Origin of the sequence: Nocardia sp. NPDC057668, from assembly GCF_042799795.1 — a bacterium.
In the GTDB taxonomy this organism is placed as follows: domain Bacteria; phylum Actinomycetota; class Actinomycetes; order Mycobacteriales; family Mycobacteriaceae; genus Nocardia.
In genome coordinates this window covers 18078-40665 of sequence record NZ_JBHVIC010000009.1, presented here as the reverse complement: position 1 = coordinate 40665, position 22588 = coordinate 18078, and the positions used below count along the sequence as shown (strand labels likewise).

Sequence of the window (22588 nt, the reverse complement as noted above, 5' to 3'; positions counted from 1 at the left end):
AGGCCCAGCGTGCAGTGCCACCGACGGTAGCCCCGGAGGGATCGCATGAGTACCTTCTCGCCAGGTTTTCAGGGACGCCCACGACCGCAGGACGACCGCCTGCCGCCCGGCCAGTATCTGACCGAAGACTTCCCGGTCCTGTCGGCGGGCCCGACCCCGGCCGTCGATCTGGACCGCTGGCAGTTCTCCATCACCAGCGAGACCGGCCGCCAATACAGTTGGAGCTGGCCGCAATTCATGTCGCTGGCCCAGCAGCGCCCGCACGTCGACATCCACTGCGTCACCCGCTGGTCCAAGCTCGACACGGCCTGGCAGGGCGTGAGCCTGGACACGCTGCTCGAAAACGTCGTCACCGACGCCGAATTCGCGCACATCACCAGCTACGGCGGCTACACCACCAACCTGCCGCTCGAGGATCTGACCGGCGGCAAGGCGTGGATCGTGCACACCTTCGACGGCGCGGATCTGGACCCCGAGCACGGCGGCCCGGCCCGGCTGCTGGTCCCGCATCTGTACTTCTGGAAATCCGCGAAGTGGGTCAAGTCCATTCGGCTGCTCGACTACGACGAGCCCGGCTTCTGGGAAACCGCCGGCTATCACAGCTACGGCGACCCCTGGCGCGAACAGCGCTATCAGGACGACTGATGCGCTGGCAGCCCGCCGAACTCATCGCCGACCGCCTCGAAACCGATACCGCGCGCACCCTGACCCTGCGGGTTCCGGGCTGGCCCGGGCATCTTCCGGGCCAGCACCTCGATATTCGGCTCACCGCGCCCGACGGGTACCGGGCCGAGCGCAGCTACTCGCTCGCCGCACCGGCCCGCGGCGACGAGATCGAGGTGACCATTCAGCGCGTGCCCAACGGCGAGGTGTCCGGCTATCTCGTGGACATCTTCCCGATCGGCGCCCTGATCGAGGTCCGGGGACCGGTCGGCGGCTGGTTCGTCTGGGATCCCGAGGCCGGGGGACCGGCGACGCTCGTCGCGGGCGGCTCGGGCATCGTCCCGCTCGCGGCCATGCTGCGCGCCCGTCGAAACTCGCCGAACCCCAGTGCTTTTCGGCTGCTGTACTCCCTGCGCACCCCCGACGACCTGTACTACCGGGACGAGCTGACCCCGCTGCGGGAGCGCGCGCCCTTCTCCTCGGCCGACCAGGATGTCGACGCCCCGGACGAGATCGAGGTGTTCCTGGCCTACACCCGCCTCGCCCCGCCCGGCGACCAGCGCGCCCCGGGGCGGCTGTCCGCCGCGGAGATCGCCCGCCACGCCCTGCCGCCCGGCCCGGGCACCACCTGTTACGTCTGCGGTCCGACGCCGTTCGTCGAATTCGCCGCCATCGCACTGGTTTCCGCCGGGCACGATCCGGCCGCGATCAGAACCGAACGCTTCGGACCGACGGGGAGCTGACCATGTCCGCTGACGCGACCTCCGCACCCGGCCACCTGGACGGCAATGTCCTGGCCGGTCTGCTCGCCGAGATCTTCACCGTCGACCCCGTCGCCCACGGCTGCCGCTGCGGGTGCTGCGGTGCGGTCGAGCCCCTGGCCCGCGCCCTGGTCTACCTGAACTGTCCCGGGACGGTGGCCCGCTGTTCCCACTGCTCGGCGGTGGTCCTGCGCCTGACCGTCACCCCCGCGGGCCGTTGGCTCGACCTCGGCGAGGGCGCGTCGCTGTGCCTGCCCGTCCCGGAAGGGTAGGCGCGCCGGCACATCGAGTTCGGGCAGGCTGTTTCCGTGTTCCGACCGGCCCGATTCTGCTCAGAGGCAATGGATCCGAGGCCCGCTGCGCACCCCGATACCCGGGCCGAACTTGTCCTCAGCCCAGCGGCACCCCCTGCGGTCGAGGGGTCGGCGCGGCCGGCGGCAATTCGCCGCCGCTGCTCGACCCCACCGGGACTCGCGACGACGAACTTGCGCGCCCGGGCGGAAGGTCAACCCACCGTGCGCCCGAGGAAGTCGCGGATCAGCGCCGCGATCTCGGGACCGTGTGACTCCAGGGCGAAGTGGCCCGCGTCGAGCAGGTGCAGTTCGGCGTCGGGGAGATCGCGCAGGTAGGCGCGGGCGCCCTCGGCGCCGAAGATCTCGTCGTTCGCGCCCCAGGTGATCAGGGTCGGCGGGCGGTGCTCGGCGAAGTACTTCTGGAAGGCGGGGTAGCCGTCGAGGTTGAACTGGTAGTCCCAGAACAGTTGGAGCTGAATCTCCTTGTTGCCGGGGCGATCCAGATATGCCTGATCCAGGGTCCAGGTGTCGGGGCTGACCAGCGCCAGGCGATCGGCCGGAACCCCGTGCGTGTACTGCCATTCGGTGGCGGGGAGTTCGAGCAGGTCGCGGACCGCGGGCTCGTGGGTGGCGCGGTCCCGCGCGTGTGCGAAGAGCACATCCCAGAAGGGGGTGAAGCCTTCGAGATAGGCGTTGCCGCTCTGGGAGATGAGCGCGGTGACCCGCTCGGGATGGCGGGCGGCGATGCGCAGCCCGATCGGTGCGCCGTAATCCTGGATGTACAGCGCGAACCGGTCGATGCCGAGGGTGTCCAGCAGTTCCTCGGTGATCGCGGTCAGCGCCTCGAAGCTGTACTCGAACTCGGTCGTCGATGGCATGTCGGACTGCCCGAAACCCAGGTGATCGGGCGCGATGAGGTGGTACGAGTCGCCCAGATCGCGCAGCAGGTTGCGGAACATGGCCGAGCTGCTGGGGAATCCGTGCAGCAGCACGACGGTGGGGTTCGCCGGGTCGCCGGCCTCGCGGTAGAAGATCTTCCGGCCCTGAATCTCGACGGTGTGGTGCTGCACGGTGGTCATGGCGTCGTCCTATGCTTTCGCGCCGATCGGATATCCTAACCGGCTATCAATAGATAGAAGGTTAGTCGGCGCGAAGCCATTCCCGATCTCCGGAACTTTTTTCCGAGAATCGAACCGGGCCAAGCGAATCGGTGTTGACCTCTGGTTTTGCCGCGGACACGGCGAAGCCCGCACCCTGATCGGGCGCGGGCCGGGGTGATCGAGGGGTCGGCCGGACGGCTACCGGGGTGCCTTTTCGGCTACCGGACCCGGGCGGTCGACTCCGTTTCGGAGTGGACGCACGACCCGCGTTCGATCATCGCGGGGCACCGCTCCCGGACAAGCAGAAGGCCCGCGTCCGAATACGGACGCGGGCCTCGTGGACGTGTGTGTCAGCGGCGGCGAATCGAGCGCTGCACGCCCTTCATCTTCGCCCCGCCCGGCAGCGGACCCTTCGGCAGCGCCGGGCCGCCGCGGGTGGCCAGCGCGGACAGCCTGCCCTCGATGACATCCATCCGCTTGGTGTCGATGTTGCGCGGCAGCTTGGTCAGGTAGCGCTGCAGCTCCTTGAGCGGCACCTGATCGCCCTCGGTGCCGATGACCACGTCGTAGATCGGGGTGTCGCCGACCAGCCGCGCGACCTTCTTCTTCTCCTGCGCCAGCAGCGACTTCACGCGCGAGGGCGAGCCCTCGGCGACCAGCACCACGCCGGGTAGGCCGACCACGCGGTGCACCGCGTCCAGCTGGGTGGTGGCCGCGACGCCCGGGGTGACCCGCCACTTACCCTGCAGGTTGTCCAAGACCCACGCGGCCGCGCCCGCTTGGCCCTCGGCCTTGGCGTACACGTTCTTCTGCACCCGCCGCCCGAACAGGATGAACGCCGCGAGCGCGCCGAGCAGGATGCCGATCGGCAGCAGGAACCAGCCCAGGTCGAAGACCAGGCCGATCACCAGGAACAGCACTGTCACGCCGACCAGCGCGCCGATCATGAGCGGCAGCAGCGCCTTGTCTTCCTTGCGCTGCATTTGGAACGCCTGCCACAGCTGCTGGCGACGCTCCTTCGACGCCTGCTTGCGCGCCGCCTTAGCCGCGGCCTTCGCTTCCTTCGACGGAGCTGTGCCGCCCTTACCTGCTGCCATGCCCCCAGGATAGTGGCCCGGTATGCGCTGGTTCGCGACGGGATCCAGCGCGCCCCGCCCCATTCATCCGATTCCCGCTCCACCCGCCCGAAAGCCCCACCCGATCCAGCACTCCGTTCGGCGCACGCGGCGGCTTTCCTGCCCCGCAGCCGGCAGCCGCACCCACCGAACGACCGTGCCAATTTCTCCCGCCACCGCTGTGCGTCGGGAGTTCGCGCGGCCCTGCGGTGGAGGCTCGTCACCCACAGAGCGGTTGGTCGAGACCGATGTCCGCTCATGCTCGCGACTCGGCCCCGCCCGGCAGTCGGGAATGTCTGACGCTCACGGCGTGTCCCGGTGGGCTCGCCGGTCCCGTAACGGCCGGTGCACGCGGCCTGATTTCTCCACTGCGAGAGTCGGATTCGAGGCGGAGGGCATTCCGATCACACAGCACACAACTTGCGAATCACCGGCTGGATTCGGTTCGTTCACGCTCGTGGACGTGGAGACCTCGGGTTTGCACCGAGCCCGGGACCGGGTGCTGTCGGTGGCGGCGCTGACCCTCGCCGACGACGGCGAGATCGTGGAGGAGTTCCACACCCTGCTCGATCCGGGCTGTGATCCGGGCCCGGTCCGGATTCACGGTCTGACGCGCGAGAAGCTCCGGGGCGCGCCCCGATTCGAGGCCGTGCGCACCCGGCTGGCCGAGCTGCTGCACGGCCGCGTCATGGTCGCGCACAACGCCTCCTTCGACCACGGCTTCCTCGCGGAGGAGTTCACTCGCGCGGGCGCGGTGCTCCCGGTCGACCGGCAGTTGTGCACCCTCGCCTTCGCCCGCCGCGTCGCCCCGCCGACGGAGAACTTCAAACTCGGCACCCTCGCGGCCCACTACGGCGTGCGCCAGCGGAAAGCACACGACGCCCTCGACGACACGCGCGTTCTGGCCGGGGTCCTGCACGGCCTGATGGCCGACGCCGGCCGCCTGGGCGTAGCCGTGCCCCTGCTCCGCACCCGCGCCGGGACTCCCGACCGCCCGAGCCGCTTCCCGATCGAGCGGTCCGCCCGCAAGATCCCGTGCTCGTTCATCTACCCGGGCCGTTTCGAATCCCACCTGATCCAGGGCATGAAAATCGCGTTCACCGGCGACACCACCCTCGCCCGCGCGGAGTTGCTCGCCCGAGCCGAAGCCGCAGGCCTGGACGTGACCACCACGGTCAGCCGCCGTACCAGCCTCCTGGTGACGAACGACCCGACCTCCCCGACGGGCAAAGCCCGGGCCGCCCGGGAACACGGCACCCCCACGGCCACCGAGTCCAGGTTCCTCGCCCTCCTGCCCCACATCACCCCGGGCTCCCCGAAGGGCGCTCCCGGCACCCCGGCCTCGCTTCCGCCTCGAGCCCCCGCGTCCGCGCCGGCGGTGCCGGAGTCCGCGCAGGCGCGCATCGCCGGCCAAACCTCGGTGAATTCCGCGGCCGAAGTGCCCGGCGCAGCAGCGCAATTCACGTCGGCATCGAGGGCGGCTCCGACTCCGGCCTCGCCACTCGGCCCGGGAGATGCTCCGGCTGCCGGAGCGGCTGCAGGATCTGAGCCGGCCGCGGCCTGGGATGCGGCTTCGGATTCGTCGCAGGTTCCGCCGCCGAATGTATTGCCGCCCGGCACGAAAGTCCCAGACCCAGCGTCGATGTCGGAGCAAGCGGTAGATGCCGCGCGGCCTCTGACGCCTGATTCGACGCCGCCCGGGCCGAAAACCCCGGTCTCAGCGTCGATGTCGGCGGAGCCCTCTGATGCGGCCGCGGGCTCGGCTCCCACGCCCGCGGGCGTGCTGGCGGGGCAGAGGTTCCTCATCCTGGGTGGAACCCATACCCGGCGGGCGGAGTTGTGCGCCCGCGTGGTCGAATGCGGTGGTTCGGTCGCGGTGGATATCTCCGCGAGCGTCACCGATGTGCTCGTGCTGCCCGGGGCGGAGTCCGATCCGCGATACGGGCGGGTCCGGGCGTTGGGGCTGCCCGTCTACGGGCCGGAGATGCTGGGTGCGAGGCGAATGGACGAGACGCGGGAACCCGCTGTGCCACAGTTGAATATGGGCGCACAGCTGACGCGGGGGCAGGTGATGGACCTGCCCGCCGCCCGGTACGGGACGACGTGGACGGTGCGTGCGTCCTGGAAGCAGGACGGTCGCTGGGAAGTGGACCTGGTCGCCTTCCTGCTGGATCAAGGCGAGAAGGTCACGGAGGACGCGGATTTCGTCTTCTACAACCAGCCGGAGACCGCGGGTGCGGTGCTGAGCGTCGACGCCCCCGGCGAGCAGTCGATCACCCTGACCCCCGACGATCTGCCCGACCACTGTCGGCGCGTGGTCTTCGCCGTCGCCCTCGACGATCCCGAGGTCCGGTTCGGGTCGGTGGGCGCTATCGAGATCGAGGTGACGGCGGGCCTGGAATCGGGTGTGCTGGCCCGCGCCACCCTCGACGCCGCCACCGAGGAGCGCACCCTGCTGCTGGCCGAGGTCTATCAGCGCGCGGACACCTGGCGATTGCGCGCGGTGGGTCAGGGCTATCCCGCGGGATTGGGTGAATTGGCTTCGGGATTCGGTGTCGTGGTCGACGGGTAAGGTGCCTCGGCGGGGGTGGTTCCACTACTCCTCGATATTCGAATCGACTGTGGAAGAAGAAGAGTGAAGAAGTTTCTGACCTGGTTCGGCGTTATCGCCATCGTTTTCGCCGCGGTGCTGCTCGGCACGAAGTCGGCCCAGGCCGACGAGGTCTACTACAAGAACTGCGCCGCCGCCCGTGCCGCGGGCGCCGCGCCGATCCTGCGCGATGAGCCGGGCTACCGTCCCGCCCTCGACCGCGACAACGACGGCGTCGCCTGCGAGCGCTAGTCACCCCGCCGAATTCGTGAATTCCCGCGCTATCCGGTGTTTTTCGCGCGAATGGCATCGGCCAGCGGCGCGGGCATGGATTCGTGGCGACTGTAGGCGCGCGTGAACGTCGCCGCGCCGTGGGCCAGCGAACGCAGGTCCACGGCGTAGCGGCGCAATTCCAGCTCCGGCACCTCGCCCCGGATGGCGGTGCGCCCCGATCCCACCGGCTCGGTCCCCAGCACCCGCCCGCGCCGACTCGACAGATCGCCCAGCACCTGCCCGACGTAGTCGTCCGAAACCACCACGCGCACTTCGGCTACCGGTTCGAGCAGATTGATCCGCGCCGCGGCCGCCGCCTCGCGCAACGCCAATCCACCGGCCAGCTGGAAAGCGGCATCGGAGGAATCCACCGAATGCGCTTTCCCCTCGAACAGCGTCACCCGCACATCGACCAGCGGATACCCGGCGCTGACTCCGCGCGCGGCCTGCGCACGCACACCCTTCTCCACCGACGGAATGAATTGCCGCGGAACGACTCCGCCCACCACCTTGTCCACGAATTCGATTCCGGACCCGGTGGGCAGCGGCTCGACCTCGATCTCGCAGATCGCGTACTGCCCGTGCCCGCCGGACTGTTTCACGTGCCGCCCGCGCCCCACGGCGGTGGTGGCGAACGTCTCGCGCAGCGCCACCCGATGATCGGTGACATCGACCTGCACCCCGAACCGCGCGCGCAGCCGCTCCAGCGCCACATCCCGATGCGCCTCGCCCAGACACCACAGCACGAGCTGACGCGTGTCGGGATTCTGCTCCAGCCGCACGGTCGGATCCTCGGCGACGAGCCGCGCCAGCCCGAGTGACAGCTTGTCCTCGTCGGCCTTGCTGTGCGCGCGGATGGCGATCGGCAGCAGCGGATCCGGCATCGACCACGGCTCGATGAGCAGCGGAGAATCCTTGGCGGACAGCGTATCCCCGGTCTCGGCCCGGGAGAGCTTGGTGACGCACACGATGTCGCCCGCGATCGCGTGCCCGAGCGGTCGCTGCTGTTTCCCGAACGGCGCCGACACCGCCCCGATCCGTTCGTCCGAATCGTGGTCGAGGGTCCCCGCCCCGCCCCCGCGATGCCCGCACACGTGCACGGTGTCGTCGGCCCGCAGCGTCCCGGCGAACACCCGAACCACCGACATGCGCCCCACGTACGGGTCCGAGGCCGTGCGGATGATCTCGGCGGCCAGCGGCGCGCCGGGATCGCACACCAGCGGCGCGGAGCGCCCGTTCACCCCGATCGCCGACACCGGATGCTCTGCGGGCGTGGGGAATCCCCGCGTGACCAGGTCGAGGATCTCGACCGTTCCCAGCCCCTGCCGGGCGCCCTCGGGCGGCGGCGCGGCGATCAGTACCGGATGAAAACTGCCCCGCGCGACCGCCCGCTCGAGATCGGTCACCAGCGTCTCGAGATCGATCTCCTCGCCGCCGATGTACCGGTCCATGAGGGTCTCGTCCTCGCTCCCGGCGATGATCCCCTCGATGAGCCTGTCCCGCGCCTGCGCCATGAGCGCCAGCTGCTCCCGCGAAGCCGGTGTCTCGGTGTGCGATCCGGCCGAGTAGTCGTAGACGTGCTGGGTGAGCAGATCGATCAGGCCGATCACCGGCCGATGCCCGTCCGCGCCCTTGTCCCCGTACACGGGAAGATGCAGCGGCAGTATGCTTTCCGATTGTCCGCCGCCGAGAATGTCGCGGCAGGTCTCGGTCATCTCCTCGAAATCGGCTCGCGCGGTGTCCAAGTGGGTGAGCACTATGGCGCGCGGCATGCCCACGCTCGCGCATTCCTCCCACAGCGCCAGTGTCGGTCCGCTCACGCCCTCCACCCCGGCGGCGGCCGAGAGCACGAAAAGGGCCGCGTCCGCTCCGCGCAGACCGGCCCTGAGTTCGCCCACGAAATCCGCGTAGCCGGGGGTGTCCAGGAGATTGATCTTTCTCCCGTTCCACGCCATGGGGACCACCGACAATTGGACGGAGCGATGTTGTCGCTGCTCGATGTCGTCGTAGTCCGAGACCGAGGTGCCGTCTTCGACCCGCCCGGCCCGCACCACCGCCCCCGTGGCCACCGCCAGGGCTTCGACCAGCGTGGTCTTACCCGAGCCACTGTGCCCGACGAGTGCGACATTGCGTATCTCGTCCGGTCGTTGCGCCGTCACCGTTTTTCCATTGGCGCCTGCCGACGCCGTTGTTCGCTCGACCATATGGCTCGCTCCGGGGTCGAAGTGCGGTACTTCGAGCTTCCCACCGCCGGCGCGGTCCCGTCCACGAATCGGACGATTCCCCCCAGCCGCCGCCACACGGCAGCATGTCGGACCACCTCGAAGGCCGACCGACAAGGAACCCTTGTTGCCTGCTCGACAACAGAATTCGTGCCGGTCGGGTAACTCGTGAGGGATGGGCGAACTGCCCGATCAACTCACCGCCGCTCGCACAGGGAACGGCGGTGCGCCCGAGTCCGGCCCGGATTCGCGCGGAGGCGGCTATGAGCCGTAGCGCGCGAGCACGCTGGTGGCTTCCTGCGAAGCGGTCCCTTCCTCGGCGAGATGCGCCATCTCCGGCGCGATCTCGCGCCCGTGATGGCGCATGGCCTGCGCGTACAGTCGCCCGGCGCGGTACGAGGAGCGCACCAGCGGCCCGGCCATCACGCCGGCGAATCCCATGGCGTTGGCCGCGTCGGAGTGCTCGACGAACTCCTCCGGCTTGACCCACCGGTCCACCGGATGATGCCGCGGCGAGGGCCGCAGGTACTGGGTGATGGTCAGGATGTCGCAGCCGGCCTCGTGCAGATCGCGCATGGCCTGGGTGACCTCTTCGGGGGTCTCGCCCATGCCGAGAATCAGATTCGACTTGGTGACCAGTCCGGCCTCGCGGGCCGCGGTCAGCACCGCGAGCGAGCGCTCGTACCGGAAGGCCGGGCGGATGCGCTTGAAGATGCGCGGCACCGTCTCGAGGTTGTGCGCGAGCACCTCGGGCCGGGTGGCGAACACCTCGGCGAGCTGGTCCGGATCGGCGTTGAAGTCGGGAATGAGCAGTTCGACGCCGGTGCTCGGGTTGAGCTGCTTGATCGCGCGCACGGTTTCCGCGTACAGCCACGCCCCGCCGTCGTCGAGATCGTCGCGCGCGACGCCGGTGATGGTGGAGTAGCGCAGTCCCATGGCCTGCACGCTCTCGGCCACCCGGCGCGGTTCGTCGCGGTCCAGGGCGGCGGGCTTACCGGTGTCGATCTGGCAGAAGTCGCAGCGCCGCGTGCACTGCTCGCCGCCGATCAGGAAGGTGGCCTCGCGGTCCTCCCAGCATTCGAAGATGTTGGGGCAGCCCGCTTCCTCGCAGACCGTGTGCAGCCCTTCGCGTTTGACCAGACCCTTGAGCTCGGTGTACTCCGGGCCCATGGTGGCCTTGGTGCGAATCCACTTCGGTTTGCGCTCGATCGGGGTCTCGGCGTTGCGCGCTTCGATGCGGAGCAGCTTGCGCCCGCCCGCGGTGGGGGAGGTCGCGGCGGCGGATCCCGGACGCGGCGCAGACGGTTCCGGCGCGGACGGGGTGTTCGATGTCGGGGTGTCGACGGAGGTCACCCCTGTCACCCTACGCTCGCGATCATTTCGCTTCGGCAGCCCCCGGGGCGGCCGGGCGGTCCACGGTGTGCTCGGTAACGGGCAAATCGCCGTCCAGCGCCCGGGCGATGGCGTCGGCGACCAGCGGTCGCACCTCGGCCACGGTGACCTCGCGGCCCAGTTCCCGGCTCAGGGTGGTGACCCCGGCGTCGCGAATCCCGCACGGCACGATGGCCTGGAATCCGTCCAGCGACGAATTGCAGTTCAGCGAGATCCCGTGCAGGGTGACCCCGCGCTGCACCCGCACGCCGATGGCGGCGACCTTGCGCTCGGGCAGGAAGTCCGAGGCGGGCAGCCAGACGCCCGAACGTCCTTCCACCCGACCGGTTTTCAGCCCGAGCCCCGCGCACACGGTGATCAACGCCTCTTCGAGCCTGCGGACGTACTTGACCACGTCCACCGGTTCGGCGAGCCGAATGATGGGGTAGCCCACCAATTGCCCGGGCCCGTGCCAGGTGATCTTCCCGCCGCGATCCACCTCGATGACCGGGCTGCCGTCCATGGGCAGGTCGGCGGCCTCGGTGCGCCGCCCGGCGGTGAAGACGAAGGGATGCTCGAGCAGTAGCAGCCGATCCTGACCGCGGCCCTCGGCGCGCTCGCCGGCGATGGCGCGCTGTATGTCCCAGGCTCGCGTGTACTCGATCAGGCCCAGATCCTCGACCAGCAGGGGTGTGCTGTCGAAGCGGGCCGAGGCGCCGCGTACGGGCGCGGTGGCCGTCGTGCTGTCGCTCACGAGAGCGACGTTACGCCATCGTCGAGCAGCAATTGCATCAGCGTCAGGTCCATCCACCGGCCGAACTTGTGGCCCACCTCGGGCAGCCGGCCGACGATCTCGAACCCGAACTTCTCGTGCAGCGCGACCGAGGTCAGATTGGAGGCTTCGATGACCGCGATCATCGCGTGCACCCCGCCCTGCTCGGCGCGGACCAGCAGTTCGGTCATCAGCGCCTTGGCGACGCCGCGCCGGTGGAATCGATCGGCCACGTAGACCGAGTTCTCCACCGAGTACCGGTATCCCGATTTCGGCCGGAACTGGCCGTAGCTGGCATATCCGGCGATCGAGCCGTCGATCTCGGCGACCAGAATCGGGCATCGGGCCGCCGTGCGGGCCGCGAACCAGGCTTCCCGCTCCGCCAGATCGGCGAGTTCGGTGTCCCAGATGGCGGTGGTCTCGGCGATCGCGGTGTTGTGGATGGCCAGGATCTGCGGCAGATCGCTCACGCGGGCGTCGCGCACCAGCAGTTCGGCGGGCGCGAGCACGTTCGGTTCGGGGCTCACCGTGCCAACGGTAGCGACGCGTCCGCTGTGAGCTGCGCCTCGGTGCCGGTCATTTGTCCATGCACGCCATGAGACCGCCCGGATCGATGACGTGCAGGGTGCAGCGAACGGGATCTTCGACCTGGTCCACCATGTTTCCGGCGACCACGAGTCCCAGTGCGACGATGAATTCGGCAATGATTGTCTTGATCATGGTGTGACCCCAGCGTTCCTTCGCTGGCCCGCATCCGGTACGAGCCAGACAGGGGGTTAATCGGCAATCGGGATTGCCGATTTGCTCTGCTGCCCCACCGTTGTCAGTGGTCAGGGCCGATCACTACAAGATCAAGCATGACATATCGGGGCCGCGCCGGACACCCTTTCGGGAATTGCGTTCGCGCGATGATTTATTCAGTCCCGATCGCCGACGGCGGCCTGCAATGCGGCGCCGATGGTCGGATGCCGGAACTGATAACCCGCGGCTTCGAGCACGGTGGGAATTGCCCTGGGACCATGCAGGATTCCCTCGTCGGCGAATTCGCCGACGGCCAGGCGCAACGCGAACGCGGGCACCGGCAGGGGAGTGGGACGATGCAGCGCGCGCCCCACCGCCCGGGTGAATTCGGCATTGGTGACCGGGGCGGGACCCACCATATTCACCGGGCCGGATACCGATTCATCGCCGAGTGCGAAAACGATCGCGCCGATTTCGTCGTCGAGCGAAATCCACGGAATGTATTGCCGCCCATTGCCGAGACGGCCGCCGAGCCCCAAAAAGTAGAGCGGATAGAGCATTCCGAGCATGCCGCCGTGCCGAGCCAGGACCACCGCGCTGCGCAGCAGCACCACCCGGGTTCCGGCATTCGCGGCCGGTGCGGTGGCGGCTTCCCAGTCGCGGCACAGGCCCGCCAGGAATCCGGTTCCCGCGGGCGAGGTCTCGGTCATCACCCGGTCGCCCGAACCGCCGCCGTAGTAGTGCACTCCGCTGGCGTTGATCAGCGTGGGCACCCCCGCGGCGGCGACCGCGGCCGAGAGTACGTCGGTGGGCACGACGCGGCTGTCGCGCAGCTCCTGTTTGTAGCCGCCGTTCCAGCGTCGTGCCCCGATGCCGGCGCCGCAGAGGTTCACCGCGGCGTCGGCCCCGCGTAGCGCCTTGATATCGAGCTCGCCGCGGGCCGGGTCCCAGCGAAATTCATCGCGGGCATCGGCGGGACGGCGCACGAGGCGAACCACCTCGTGCCCGTCGCGGCGCAGTGCCGCGACGAGCGCCGTCCCGATCAATCCGGAGGACCCGGCGACCACGACCTTCATGCCGATAGCGCCTTACAGTCCGAGGTCGCCCTCGAAGGCCGCCTCTTCCAGCCGGTGCCGGATGGTGGTGAGGAAGCGGCCCGCGTCGGCGCCGTCGATCAGCCGGTGATCGTAGGTCAGGGGCAGGTAGGCCATCGAGCGGATGCCGATGAACTCGCTGCCGCTGTCGGTGATCACCATGGGGCGCTTGACGATTGCGCCCGTGCCGAGCATGGCCGCCTGCTGCGGCATCAGGATCGGCGTATCGAACAGCGCGCCCTGGGACCCGATGTTCGTGATGGTGAAGGTGCCGCCGGACAGCTCGTCGGGCTTGAGCCCGCCGTTGCGCGCACGGTTGGCGATATCCGCGATCGCCCGCGCCAGCCCCGCGAGGGACAGGTCGTTGGCGTTGTGGATGACCGGGGAGAGCAGACCCTGCTCGGTGTCGACCGCGATGCCGAGGTTGACCTTCGAGTGGTAGGTGATCTCTTTGGTCTCGTCGTTGTAGGACGCGTTGACGTTCGGGTGCACCCCGAGCGCCTCGATCGCCGCCTTGGCGAAGAACGGCAGGAAGGTGATGTTCACGCCTTCGCGCGCCTTGAACGCGTCCTTCGCCTTGGCCCGGAGTGCGGCGACCTTCGTGAGGTCTGCCTCGTGCACCTGGGTGAGCTGCGCCGTGGTCCGCAGGGATTCGAGCGTCTTGGTCGCGGTGATCTGCCGGATGCGGTTGGCCTTCTGCACGGTGCCCGGCAGGTGGGCCAGGTTCCGATCGGCGGACGCGGCGGCGGGTGCTGCTGCGGCCGGGGCCGGAGCGGCCGGTGCGGCGGCAGCCGGAGCCGGGGCCTTCTTGGCTTCCGCGGCCGCGAGCACATCCTGCTTGCGGATGCGGCCGCCGACGCCGGAGCCCTTGAGGGTGGCCAGGTCGACGCCGTTCTCGGTGGCGAGCTTGCGCACCAGCGGGGTCACGTACGGACCGCCGTTGGAGGAGGGCTCGTCGGCCGGGGTGGCGGCGGCGGGGACCGGTGCGGGCTTGGCGGCCGGTGCGGGCGCGGGAGCCGGTGCGGGCGCGGGAGCCGGTGCGGCGGCTGCGGGAGCAGGCGCGGGCTTGGGCTCCGGGGCGGGCTCGGGCTTGGGTTCCGGCTTCGGCGCGGGAGCCGGGGCCGACGCGGGAGCCGGTGCGCCGCTTCCGATTACGCCGAGCTGACCGCCGACGGCGATGACATCGTCCTCCTGCGCCGAGATCTCGAGCAGCGTGCCCGCGACCGGCGAGGGAATCTCGGTGTCGACCTTGTCGGTGGAGACCTCGAGCAGCGGCTCGTCGATCGCCACGGTGTCGCCGACCTGCTTGAGCCAGCGGGTGACGGTGCCCTCGGTGACCGATTCGCCGAGTTCCGGCATCTTCACGGGGGTGCCGGATCCGGCGTCGGCGGCGGCCGTGGCGGGCTCGGCGGCGGGCTCCGGTGCGGCGGCCTCGGGCTGCGGGGCGGGTGCGGGGGCTTCCGGCTCGGGGGCCGGTGCAGGAGCCTGCGCCGGGGCAGCGGCCGGAGCCGGAGCCTCTCCGGCTTCACCGATCAGGCCGAGTTCGCCGCCGACCTCGACCACGTCGTCTTCCTGGGCGGAGATCTTGACCAGCACGCCCGCGGTGGGAGACGGGATTTCGGTGTCGACCTTGTCGGTGGAGACTTCGAGCAACGGCTCGTCGACCTCGACCGTGTCCCCTTCCTGCTTCAGCCACCTGGTCACAGTGCCCTCGGTGACGCTCTCACCAAGAGCTGGCATCTGGACGGAGAAGGCCATGTCCGTTGACTCCTCTGACTGCTCGTCGGGTTAAACAGTTATCGCCGGCGGGCCGTCCGGACGCGGGTCGCGGCGGAAGCCCGTACGGCAGCCGACCATTCGGCTGCCCCGGAGATCATTAGGTTGTTGTTCCGGTTCCCCATCCTTGCACTCGTTCGGGTGCGGCGTGTCACAGGGCGGCCGTTCAGCGGACCTGTCAGTGTCCGAAAACCGGCTGTGAGCACCGATGGGGTGGGTTGATCGAAGGGGTCACACCCCGCGCCCGAACCGTGTTTCGGTTCGCTCGGGGTTTGCCCTGGGGGTGCACCCGGCGGCCGGGAAATTCGCGTGCCGAGTCCTCGAATTGAGGTCCCACATGGGGTAAATGTCCGAATCATCGGGGCCGCGTGCGGCGGCCCCGATGATCGTCAGCTACTCCGCGGCGATGCTTTCCAGGGTCGCGATGAGGGTGCGAACCGGTACGCCCGTACCACCCTTTCCGATGTACCCGAACGGCCCGCCGGTGTTGTACGCCGGACCCGCGACATCGAGATGCGCCCACTGCACGCCCTCGGGCACGAACTCCTTGAGGAACAGCGCGGCCGAGAGCATGCCGCCCCAGCGATGCGGCGCCACATTGGCGAGATCGGCCACGCGGGAGTTGAGGTCGCCGCGCAGCTCCGCGGGAAGGGGCATGGCCCAGCCGTTTTCGCCGACGCCCCGGGAGATCTCGGCGACCCGGTCGCGGAAGTCGTCGGTGCCCATGACGCCCGGGGTGCGGGTGCCCAGGGCCACCATCTGCGCGCCGGTCAGCGTCGCGACGTCGATGATGTAGTCCGGCTCGTCCTCGCTCGCGCGCACGATGGCGTCGGCCAGGATCAAGCGGCCCTCGGCGTCGGTGTTGATGACCTCGACGGTGGTCCCGCCGTACTGCACCAGCACGTCCCCCGGTCGCTGTGCGGTAGCCGAGGGCATGTTCTCGGCCATCGGCACGGTCGCGGTGACGGTCAGCGGCAGGCTCAGGCGCGCCGCGAGCAGCACGGTCGCGATGACCGCCGCCGCGCCGCCCATGTCGGAGGTCATGTTCTCCATGCCCTGGGCGGGCTTGATGGAGATGCCGCCGGTGTCGAAGGTGATGCCCTTGCCGATCAGCGCGACCTTCGGGTCACCGCCGGCGTAGGTGATGCGCACCAGGCGCGGCGGGCGCGAGGAGCCCTTGCCGACGCCGATGATGCCGCCGTAGCCCTTGTCCGCGAGTTCCTTCTCGTCCAGGACCTCGACCTGCAAGCCGGCGGCCTTGGCCAATTCTGCTGCGCGGTTGGCGAATTCGGCGGGGAACAGATCACTCGGCGGGGTGTTCACGAAATCGCGCGCGGTGGCCACGGCTTCGGCCACCGACCGGGCGCGGAACAGCGCCTCCTCGCCGAAACCGGCGTCCGGGACCAGGAATTCGACGCGCTGGACCGGCTGGTCGCCGGCCTTGGGCGCGGACTTGCCGGATTTGAAGGCCGAGAACTGGTAGGCGCCCAGGTAGATGCCCTCGGCCGCGGCGCCGATGTCGATCCCGGACAGCGTGGTGATGGCGGTGCCGACGCCGGTCAGCGCCCGCCCGGCCGCACCCGCGGACTTGCGGATCTGTTCGGCGTCGACCTTGTCGGCCGCGCCGAGCCCGACCGCGAGCACACTGTCCACCGTGAGGCCGGCGGGGGCCGGAACGCGGGTGAGCTCCTCCGCCTTGCCCTTCGCGCCGACCGCCCGCAGCGCGGTCAGCAGCGCCGCCCGCGTGTCCGCATCCAGCACGTCACCGAACGCGTCCGCCGGGGCGATCGCGGGTCCGTCATCGGAGGAGGTGAGTCCGATGACGAGCACATCGGCTTGGCCGATGCTCTCGGTACGTGCCAGTTCCGGTCCGAGCGAACGATCTGCAACAGCTGTCATGGGAGCCAGGCTAGCGCGCGGGCCCGGCGCCCACCTGTCCGGCGCGCCTCGCTCCCGCGCCGGTAAACCGCTTGCGCGTCGCGCGCGCGTACGTCACGGTTGGCTCGAATGAACGAGAAAGAGATAACGCGACTGTCCAAGCGGATGTCGAACTGGCTGCGCCACAATCCCGAGGCCATCGGCCTGACACCGGATTCGGCGGGCTGGGTGCCGGTGGCGGCGCTGCTGAAACAGGCCGCCGCGCACGGTAAAGGGCTCTCCCGCGACCAACTCGGCGCGGTGGTGGACCAGAACAACAAGAAGCGCTTCGAGTTCGACGAATCCGGTCTGAGAATTCGTGCCCGGCAGGGACATTCGATACCGGTCGAGTTGGGGTACGAGCCCGCCGAGCCGCCCCCGGTGCTCTATCACGGTACCGGTGAGCGCAGTGTCGGGCTGATCCTGGCGCAGGGGCTGCGGCCGATGAACCGGCACGATGTGCATCTGTCCCTGGATCTGGACACCGCGCGCCAGGTCGGCGGCAGGCACGGCAAACCCGCGATCCTGTGCGTGGACACCGTGGCCATGCGGCGCGACGGCCACGAATTCTTCGTGACCGGAAACGGTGTCTGGCTGGTGGACTCGGTGCCGCCGCACTACCTCACGCTCCGGTGAGGGCCGGCGCCCCGCCGCCCGTGGGCAGACGGAGGGCGGAGCGCCGGCCGGAATCCCGGGGCTTCGGCAGGTTTCGGCCCCGAGGTCAGGTATCAACGGTTGTGCGTGGCGATGATTCCCGCTACCAGAACACCCCCTCGCACCAATGACCCGCTAACCGGATTCCAATGACGGCCCGGTCGGGTGCCCGCGTGGTCGGAAAACACCACGTCAACAGGGATCGACACCCGATTGACGGTGTTCCCGGTTCCCGTGCGGGTTCGGGCAAATACCCTGGAAAAGACACCGCCGTCGGGCATTCCACGCGGTCTCCGCCGCCACGCCCGCCCCGGATCGCACAGGAGGACTCCAGTGGCGAAGGCGAAATTCCAGCGCACCAAGCCCCATGTCAACGTCGGGACCATCGGCCATATCGATCATGGCAAGACCACCCTGACCGCCGCCATCACCCAGGTCCTCCACCATCAGAATCCGGCGCTGAATCCCTTCACACCCTTCGACGCCATCGACAAGGCCCCGGAGGAACGCCAGCGCGGCATCACCATCTCCATCGCGCACGTCGAATATCAGACCGACGCACGGCATTACGCGCACGTCGACTGTCCGGGCCACGCGGACTACGTGAAGAACATGATCACCGGCGCGGCCCAGATGGACGGCGCGATCCTGGTGGTCGCTGCCACCGACGGCCCGATGCCCCAGACCAAGGAGCACGTCATTCTGGCCCGCCAGGTCGGCGTTCCGAAAATGGTTGTGGCGCTGAACAAGTGCGACATGGTCGAGGACGACGAGATCCTGGAGCTGGTCGAGCTGGAGGTCGCGGAGCTGCTGAGCGAGTACAACTTCGACGGCGACAACACCCCGGTCGTGCGCGTCTCGGCCTACCAGGCGCTGATGGAGCCCTCCGGCCCCTGGGGCGCGGCCATCGTGAATCTGCTCGAAGCCGTGGACGACTGGATCGAGACGCCCGAGCGCGAAGTGGACAAGTCCTTCCTCATGCCCATCGAGGACGTCTTCACCATCACCGGCCGCGGCACCGTGGTCACCGGTCGCATCGAACGCGGCATTCTCAAGGTCAACGCCGAGGTGGAGATCGTCGGAATCCGGGCCAAGACAACGCGAACCACGGTCACCGGCATCGAGATGTTCCGCAAACTCCTGGACGAGGGGCAGGCGGGGGAGAACGTGGGTCTGCTGCTGCGCGGCATCCGCCGCGAGGACGTCGAGCGCGGCCAATGTGTCATCAAACCCGGTTCGGTCACCCCGCACACCGAATTCGAGGGCTCGGCCTACATCCTGTCCAAGGAGGAGGGCGGGCGGCACACCCCGTTCTTCGACAACTACCGCCCGCAATTCTATTTCCGCACAACCGATGTCACGGGCGTGGTGACCCTGCCCACGGATGTGGAGATGGTACTGCCCGGCGACAACGTCACCATGTCGGTGGTGCTGATCCAGCCGATCGCCATGGAGGTCGGGCTCAAGTTCGCCATCCGCGAGGGCGGGCGCACCGTGGGCGCGGGGCAGATCACCAAGATCCTCAAGTAGCGGACTCGCCGACGACCGCACCCGAAACGCGCGGGGTGTGCGGAGCCACCCGCATCGAATCCGTGTCGTACGCCCCCGGAGACGGCTCGGCTGTCTAGGCTGAGCCGACCGTCGCGACGGTCGCGGGTGATGAAGGGTGTCGAGTTGGTGGAGTTGCGTGGCGATGTGGTGCCCGGTGACCGGGCGCAACCTGCGGCGATCGCCGCGAGCCGCGAGCCGGCCGCCTGGGACTGGCAGGGCAAATCCACCCGCGCGCTGCGCTTCGACCGGACCCAGCGCGTGTGGGAGACCAGCGTGGTCCCGGGCCGTGTCCGCCCCTACGTGGTCGCCATGTTCAATCTCAAGGGCGGGGTGGGCAAGACCACCACGACCGCGGCCCTGGCCGAGATCCTGTCCGCCGAGTTCGGCAAGCGCGTCCTGCTGATCGATCTGGACCCGCAGCGCAATCTGACCACGATGATGATGGGCGAAGCGGCGGCGGCGGAACTGGATTCGAGCGACCGCACACTGGCCGCGATCTTCACCGACGCCTGTAACCGGGCGCGTCCGCGCGGCGCCGCCGCGCTCATTCAGCGCGGCGTCTCACCGCTGGAGGTGGTCGCCTCGGTGGACCTGCTGGCCTCGTCGCCGAAGCTGATCGGGTTGCAGGGGTACATGGCCCGGCTCGCGGGCATGGATCCGACCCGGGTGCTGGCCGAATCACTGCGCGGGGTGCTGACCGACTACGACTTCGTACTCGTGGACTGCCCGCCGAATCTCGGCGTCATCACCCAGAACGGCCTGCGCATCGCCGACGGCTACGTGATCCCCACGATCCCGGATTTCATGTCCACGTACGGCATTCCGCCGGTGCAGGCCCATATCCGGCAGCTGGCCGGGCAGTGGTCGGCGCCCATCGAGGAATTGGGTGTGGTGATCACCAAGTACCGCGCGTCCTCCGCGGTGCACCGCCGGGTGCTCGATCAGCTGCGCGAGAACCGCACGCTGCCACGGTTGTTCCCGACCCGCATTCCCGAATCGAATCAGATCGCGGCGGCCGCGGAGTTCGCCGATTTCGGGAGCCTGCGCCAGAAGTACGGCGCGGGCGGGCAATTCCTGGCATTGCGCGAATTGACCGCGGATTTCCAGGCCACCACGCGAATCAAACTCGCGTGGGGTAGATAGCCGGAGGCGTTGCGGCTCAGCGCCGGAACGCCTCCCGCAGCTTGTAGAAAGCCGTGGTCAGATCCGAACGGACCTGACCACGGCGTCCCCGGGCCTCCAGTCTGCGATCACCGGAGACCCGGCCCTGATACTTCTGCAGCGCACCGCGCACGCCGCGCATCCGGCGTGCCATGTTGTTCTCGAAAGTCATACCCCGGACATTCCCGCGGTGCAGGCGGGCAAACGACTCTCGTGCGGATTCGCCGCCCGGGGAACGATGTTCGCCGCGACGATTACGCCGTCGGCACGGCGATGAGCGGGTACACCCCGTTCTCGTCGTGTACTTCCTTGCCGGTGACCGGCGGATTGAACACGCACATCATGCGCATCCGGGTGCGGGTGCGCAGCCGGTGCGGTTCGTGGCCGTCGAGCAGGTACATCGAACCGGGCCCGAGTTCGTAGTCGATTCCGGTCGCCAGATCGGTGAGCGTGCCCTCGCCCTCGACGAGCCACACCGCCTCGACGTGATTGGCGTAGTGGAACTCGTGCACCGTCTCGGCTTCGATGGTGGTCTCGTGGAAGGAGAACCCCACCCCGTCCCCGCCGAGCACGATGCGCTTGCTGCGCCAGCCCGCGTCCGCGACATCGCGGTCGGTGCCGGTGATTTCGGCTGTACTGCGCACGATCATGTCAGTTCACCCGCTCGGTGCAGATCACATCCACGGCGGCGGCCAGGATGTCGAGCCCGTGATCGAGCTCGGCGCCGGTGATGGTCAGCGCCGGAAGCAGTTTGACCACTTCGTCCTCCGCGCCCGAGGTCTCCACCAGCAGCCCGCGATCGAAGGCCAGCTGGGTCACCTTGCCCGCCTGCGACGCGTCGTCGAAGACCAGGCCCTGCACCAAACCCTTACCGCGCGTGGACAAGCCCTGGTAACCCACCGTCAGCTCGCTCAGGCGGCGGTGCGTGTGCTCGCCCTTGATCAGCGTCGACTTCTGCAGCGCGTCGTCGGCCCAGTACTTCTCGAGCGCGGCGGCCGCGGTGATGAAGGCCGGGTTGTTGCCGCGGAAGGTGCCGTTGTGCTCACCCGGCGACCACTGATCGTGCTCGCGCTTCATGAGCACCAGCGCCATCGGCAGGCCGTAACCGCTGATCGACTTCGAGAGCGTGACGATGTCCGGGGTGATGCCGGCGGCCTCGAAGGAGAAGAACGGCCCGGTGCGCCCGCAGCCCATCTGCACGTCGTCGACGATGAGCAGAATGCCGCGCTTGGCGCACAAGTCGGCCAGTCGGCGCAGCCAGTGCATGCGGGCCACGTTCACCCCGCCCTCGCCCTGCACCGTCTCCACGATGACCGCGGCCGGGGTGTCCTGGCCCGAGGAGGAGTCGTCCAGGACCCGTTCCATCCACTCGATGCCGTCGGTGTCGCTGAGGTAGCCGTCGTAGGGCATGGCGGTGGTGTGCACCAGCGGGACGCCGGCGCCTGCGCGCTTGCCGGCGTTGCCGGTCACCGAGAGCGCGCCCAGGGTCATGCCGTGGAAGGCGTTGGTGAAGTTGATGATCTCGGTGCGCCCGGTCACCTTGCGGGCCAGCTTGAGCGCGGCCTCGACCGCGTTGGCGCCGGTCGGCCCGGGGAACTGCACCTTGTAGTCGAGTCCGCGCGGCTCGAGGATCACCCGCTGGAAGGTCTCGAGCAGGTTCCGCTTGGCGATGGTCGACATGTCGAGCCCGTGCGTGATGCCGTCGCGGGCGATGTAGTCGATCAGCGCCGCCTTGAGCTCCGGGTTGTTGTGCCCGTAGTTCAGCGAGCCCGCGCCGGCGAAGAAGTCCAGGTAGTCCCGGCCGCCCTCGTCGTGCAGCCAGGAGCCGCTCGCGGTGTCGAACACGGTGGGCCAGGACCGGCAGTAGCCGCGCACATTCGACTCGAGATCGTCGAAGATCGTCATCTCGGTGGTGGTCATCGGATTTCCTCCAGGGTCCTGGGCTGAGTGATGCGGTACAAGCGCTCGGCCTCGTGTTGGTCGGGAAAGTCGTTGCTGTCGAACAGCGGCTGGTGCACCAGTACGGAGTCGCGTCGCTTGGCGAGCGAGCCGAACATGGCGATGGAAGCCGGGTTGTCGTGGGAGATCGTGGTCTCCAGGGTGGACATGTTGTCCGCGGCGCAGATGTTCAGCAGCCGGTCGAGCATGGCTACGCCCAGCCCGCGACCGCGGTGTGCGGGATCGACGGCGACCTGCCAGACGAACAGCACATCGGGGTCGTGCGGGCGTCGGTAGCCGATCACGAATCCGGCTATTTCACCGTCGATTTCGGCCACGATCGATGTGGCGGCGAAGTCCCGGCACCACATCAGATAGGCGTAGCTCGAATTCGCGTCCAGCACCTGGGAATCAACGGCGATTTTCCAGATACTGCCCCCGTCGTCCACATGTGGGTTTCGAAGAACGTAGTGCGAACCACCTTCTGGTTCATCGAATAGAGCAGTGGTCTTTGGGTTTACTGGGAATTGACTGAATCGGGTCTGCATGACCGTTTCAGCTTTACGGACCAATTTGAAGATAGACCGGTCGGAATC

The 22588-nt window shown here is 68.7% G+C and carries 22 protein-coding genes; 8 read left to right on the top strand and 14 right to left on the bottom strand.

Going from position 1 to position 22588, the window contains the following annotated elements; translation table 11 throughout:
• Positions 1-45 precede the first annotated feature (45 nt).
• From ACFVBH_RS38265 to ACFVBH_RS38255, 3 genes are read left to right on the top strand one after another with little or no spacing between them, the layout of a single operon-like run.
• The gene (locus ACFVBH_RS38265; protein ID WP_379010749.1) at positions 46-645 is read left to right on the top strand and encodes a sulfite oxidase-like oxidoreductase; all 600 of its coding nucleotides are present in this window, start codon (positions 46-48) and stop codon (positions 643-645) included.
• Positions 645-1406: a ferredoxin reductase gene (locus ACFVBH_RS38260; protein ID WP_354984999.1), complete on the top strand. Its 762-nt coding sequence runs from the start codon at positions 645-647 to the stop codon at positions 1404-1406. The genes ACFVBH_RS38265 and ACFVBH_RS38260 overlap by 1 nt, the downstream gene beginning before the upstream one ends.
• A gap of 2 nt (positions 1407-1408) precedes the next feature.
• A complete protein-coding gene (locus ACFVBH_RS38255) occupies positions 1409-1696 on the top strand; it encodes a DUF6510 family protein (RefSeq protein ID WP_379010731.1) in 288 nt (95 codons plus the stop codon).
• Between the two features lie 233 nt (positions 1697-1929).
• On the opposite strand, the gene ACFVBH_RS38250 is transcribed toward ACFVBH_RS38255, so the two are convergent.
• Positions 1930-2796, bottom strand: coding sequence for an alpha/beta hydrolase (locus ACFVBH_RS38250; protein WP_354985001.1), 867 nt, complete (start codon positions 2794-2796; stop codon positions 1930-1932).
• Positions 2797-3167: 371 nt separating this feature from the next.
• On the bottom strand, positions 3168-3914 hold the full coding sequence (locus ACFVBH_RS38245) for a DUF4191 domain-containing protein (protein WP_354985002.1): 747 nt from the start codon (positions 3912-3914) through the stop codon (positions 3168-3170).
• 22 nt (positions 3915-3936) lie between these two features.
• Between ACFVBH_RS38245 and ACFVBH_RS38240 the strand changes: the two genes are divergently transcribed.
• Together ACFVBH_RS38240 and ACFVBH_RS38235 are read left to right on the top strand one after the other, a co-directional pair.
• A complete protein-coding gene (locus tag ACFVBH_RS38240; protein WP_379010711.1) occupies positions 3937-6504 on the top strand; it encodes a TerD family protein in 2568 nt (855 codons plus the stop codon).
• A 63-nt stretch (positions 6505-6567) separates the two neighbouring features.
• Positions 6568-6774, top strand: coding sequence for an excalibur calcium-binding domain-containing protein (locus ACFVBH_RS38235; RefSeq protein ID WP_354985004.1), 207 nt, complete (start codon positions 6568-6570; stop codon positions 6772-6774).
• 29 nt (positions 6775-6803) lie between these two features.
• On the opposite strand, the gene ACFVBH_RS38230 is transcribed toward ACFVBH_RS38235, so the two are convergent.
• The 8 genes from ACFVBH_RS38230 to ACFVBH_RS38195 form a co-directional block, all read right to left on the bottom strand.
• Positions 6804-8999, bottom strand: coding sequence for an elongation factor G-like protein EF-G2 (locus ACFVBH_RS38230; RefSeq protein WP_379010691.1), 2196 nt, complete (start codon positions 8997-8999; stop codon positions 6804-6806).
• A 279-nt stretch (positions 9000-9278) separates the two neighbouring features.
• On the bottom strand, positions 9279-10370 hold the full coding sequence (gene lipA / locus ACFVBH_RS38225) for a lipoyl synthase (protein WP_379010683.1): 1092 nt from the start codon (positions 10368-10370) through the stop codon (positions 9279-9281).
• Between the two features lie 22 nt (positions 10371-10392).
• Complete coding sequence (gene lipB, locus ACFVBH_RS38220; protein WP_379010675.1) at positions 10393-11142, bottom strand: lipoyl(octanoyl) transferase LipB; 750 nt, start codon at positions 11140-11142, stop codon at positions 10393-10395.
• Positions 11139-11651, bottom strand: a complete 513-nt coding sequence (locus ACFVBH_RS38215) for a GNAT family N-acetyltransferase (protein WP_379012100.1) — start codon at positions 11649-11651, stop codon at positions 11139-11141. Before ACFVBH_RS38215 ends, lipB begins: the two co-directional genes overlap by 4 nt.
• 85 nt (positions 11652-11736) lie before the next feature.
• On the bottom strand, positions 11737-11880 hold the full coding sequence (locus ACFVBH_RS38210; protein ID WP_354985008.1) for a hypothetical protein: 144 nt from the start codon (positions 11878-11880) through the stop codon (positions 11737-11739).
• Between the two features lie 197 nt (positions 11881-12077).
• On the bottom strand, positions 12078-12977 hold the full coding sequence (locus ACFVBH_RS38205) for a TIGR01777 family oxidoreductase (protein ID WP_354985009.1): 900 nt from the start codon (positions 12975-12977) through the stop codon (positions 12078-12080).
• 12 nt (positions 12978-12989) lie between these two features.
• On the bottom strand, positions 12990-14753 hold the full coding sequence (gene sucB / locus ACFVBH_RS38200; RefSeq protein WP_379010659.1) for a 2-oxoglutarate dehydrogenase, E2 component, dihydrolipoamide succinyltransferase: 1764 nt from the start codon (positions 14751-14753) through the stop codon (positions 12990-12992).
• A gap of 411 nt (positions 14754-15164) precedes the next feature.
• Positions 15165-16670 (bottom strand): leucyl aminopeptidase, encoded by a 1506-nt coding sequence (locus ACFVBH_RS38195; RefSeq protein ID WP_379010653.1) that lies wholly within the window; start codon positions 16668-16670, stop codon positions 15165-15167.
• Between the two features lie 108 nt (positions 16671-16778).
• Between ACFVBH_RS38195 and ACFVBH_RS38190 the strand changes: the two genes are divergently transcribed.
• The 3 genes from ACFVBH_RS38190 to ACFVBH_RS38180 all read left to right on the top strand — a co-directional run bounded on the left by ACFVBH_RS38190 (position 16779) and on the right by ACFVBH_RS38180 (position 20036).
• Positions 16779-17324, top strand: a complete 546-nt coding sequence (locus ACFVBH_RS38190; RefSeq protein WP_379010642.1) for an RNA 2'-phosphotransferase — start codon at positions 16779-16781, stop codon at positions 17322-17324.
• A 351-nt stretch (positions 17325-17675) separates the two neighbouring features.
• A complete protein-coding gene (gene tuf, locus ACFVBH_RS38185) occupies positions 17676-18872 on the top strand; it encodes an elongation factor Tu (RefSeq protein WP_354985013.1) in 1197 nt (398 codons plus the stop codon).
• Between the two features lie 330 nt (positions 18873-19202).
• Positions 19203-20036, top strand: coding sequence for an AAA family ATPase (locus ACFVBH_RS38180; protein ID WP_354985041.1), 834 nt, complete (start codon positions 19203-19205; stop codon positions 20034-20036).
• Between the two features lie 16 nt (positions 20037-20052).
• On the opposite strand, the gene ACFVBH_RS38175 is transcribed toward ACFVBH_RS38180, so the two are convergent.
• The 4 genes from ACFVBH_RS38175 to ectA form a co-directional block, all read right to left on the bottom strand.
• A complete protein-coding gene (locus tag ACFVBH_RS38175) occupies positions 20053-20226 on the bottom strand; it encodes a CsbD family protein (RefSeq protein ID WP_379010632.1) in 174 nt (57 codons plus the stop codon).
• 82 nt (positions 20227-20308) lie between these two features.
• Positions 20309-20704, bottom strand: coding sequence for an ectoine synthase (locus ACFVBH_RS38170; protein WP_354985015.1), 396 nt, complete (start codon positions 20702-20704; stop codon positions 20309-20311).
• Between the two features lies 1 nt (position 20705).
• On the bottom strand, positions 20706-21974 hold the full coding sequence (ectB, locus tag ACFVBH_RS38165; protein ID WP_379010623.1) for a diaminobutyrate--2-oxoglutarate transaminase: 1269 nt from the start codon (positions 21972-21974) through the stop codon (positions 20706-20708).
• Positions 21971-22540: a diaminobutyrate acetyltransferase gene (gene ectA, locus ACFVBH_RS38160; RefSeq protein WP_379010615.1), complete on the bottom strand. Its 570-nt coding sequence runs from the start codon at positions 22538-22540 to the stop codon at positions 21971-21973. Before ectA ends, ectB begins: the two co-directional genes overlap by 4 nt.
• Positions 22541-22588 lie beyond the last annotated feature (48 nt).

Bases quoted from the DNA above. Each gene is read 5' to 3' on its own strand.
- ACFVBH_RS38210 (WP_354985008.1), bottom strand. From the start codon at position 11,880: ATGATCAAGACAATCATTGCCGAATTCATCGTCGCACTGGGACTCGTG.
- ACFVBH_RS38195 (WP_379010653.1), bottom strand. From the start codon at position 16,670: ATGACAGCTGTTGCAGATCGTTCGCTCGGACCGGAACTGGCACGTACC.
- ACFVBH_RS38245 (WP_354985002.1), bottom strand. From the start codon at position 3,914: ATGGCAGCAGGTAAGGGCGGCACAGCTCCGTCGAAGGAAGCGAAGGCC.
- ACFVBH_RS38250 (WP_354985001.1), bottom strand. From the start codon at position 2,796: ATGACCACCGTGCAGCACCACACCGTCGAGATTCAGGGCCGGAAGATC.
- ACFVBH_RS38230 (WP_379010691.1), bottom strand. From the start codon at position 8,999: ATGGTCGAGCGAACAACGGCGTCGGCAGGCGCCAATGGAAAAACGGTG.
- ACFVBH_RS38240 (WP_379010711.1), top strand. From the start codon at position 3,937: ATGCGCTGGTTCGCGACGGGATCCAGCGCGCCCCGCCCCATTCATCCG.
- ACFVBH_RS38255 (WP_379010731.1), top strand. From the start codon at position 1,409: ATGTCCGCTGACGCGACCTCCGCACCCGGCCACCTGGACGGCAATGTC.
- ACFVBH_RS38265 (WP_379010749.1), top strand. From the start codon at position 46: ATGAGTACCTTCTCGCCAGGTTTTCAGGGACGCCCACGACCGCAGGAC.
- sucB (WP_379010659.1), bottom strand. From the start codon at position 14,753: ATGGCCTTCTCCGTCCAGATGCCAGCTCTTGGTGAGAGCGTCACCGAG.
- ACFVBH_RS38205 (WP_354985009.1), bottom strand. From the start codon at position 12,977: ATGAAGGTCGTGGTCGCCGGGTCCTCCGGATTGATCGGGACGGCGCTC.
- ACFVBH_RS38175 (WP_379010632.1), bottom strand. From the start codon at position 20,226: ATGACTTTCGAGAACAACATGGCACGCCGGATGCGCGGCGTGCGCGGT.
- ACFVBH_RS38170 (WP_354985015.1), bottom strand. From the start codon at position 20,704: ATGATCGTGCGCAGTACAGCCGAAATCACCGGCACCGACCGCGATGTC.
- ACFVBH_RS38260 (WP_354984999.1), top strand. From the start codon at position 645: ATGCGCTGGCAGCCCGCCGAACTCATCGCCGACCGCCTCGAAACCGAT.
- ACFVBH_RS38180 (WP_354985041.1), top strand. From the start codon at position 19,203: ATGTTCAATCTCAAGGGCGGGGTGGGCAAGACCACCACGACCGCGGCC.
- ectB (WP_379010623.1), bottom strand. From the start codon at position 21,974: ATGACCACCACCGAGATGACGATCTTCGACGATCTCGAGTCGAATGTG.
- ectA (WP_379010615.1), bottom strand. From the start codon at position 22,540: ATGCAGACCCGATTCAGTCAATTCCCAGTAAACCCAAAGACCACTGCT.
- ACFVBH_RS38190 (WP_379010642.1), top strand. From the start codon at position 16,779: ATGAACGAGAAAGAGATAACGCGACTGTCCAAGCGGATGTCGAACTGG.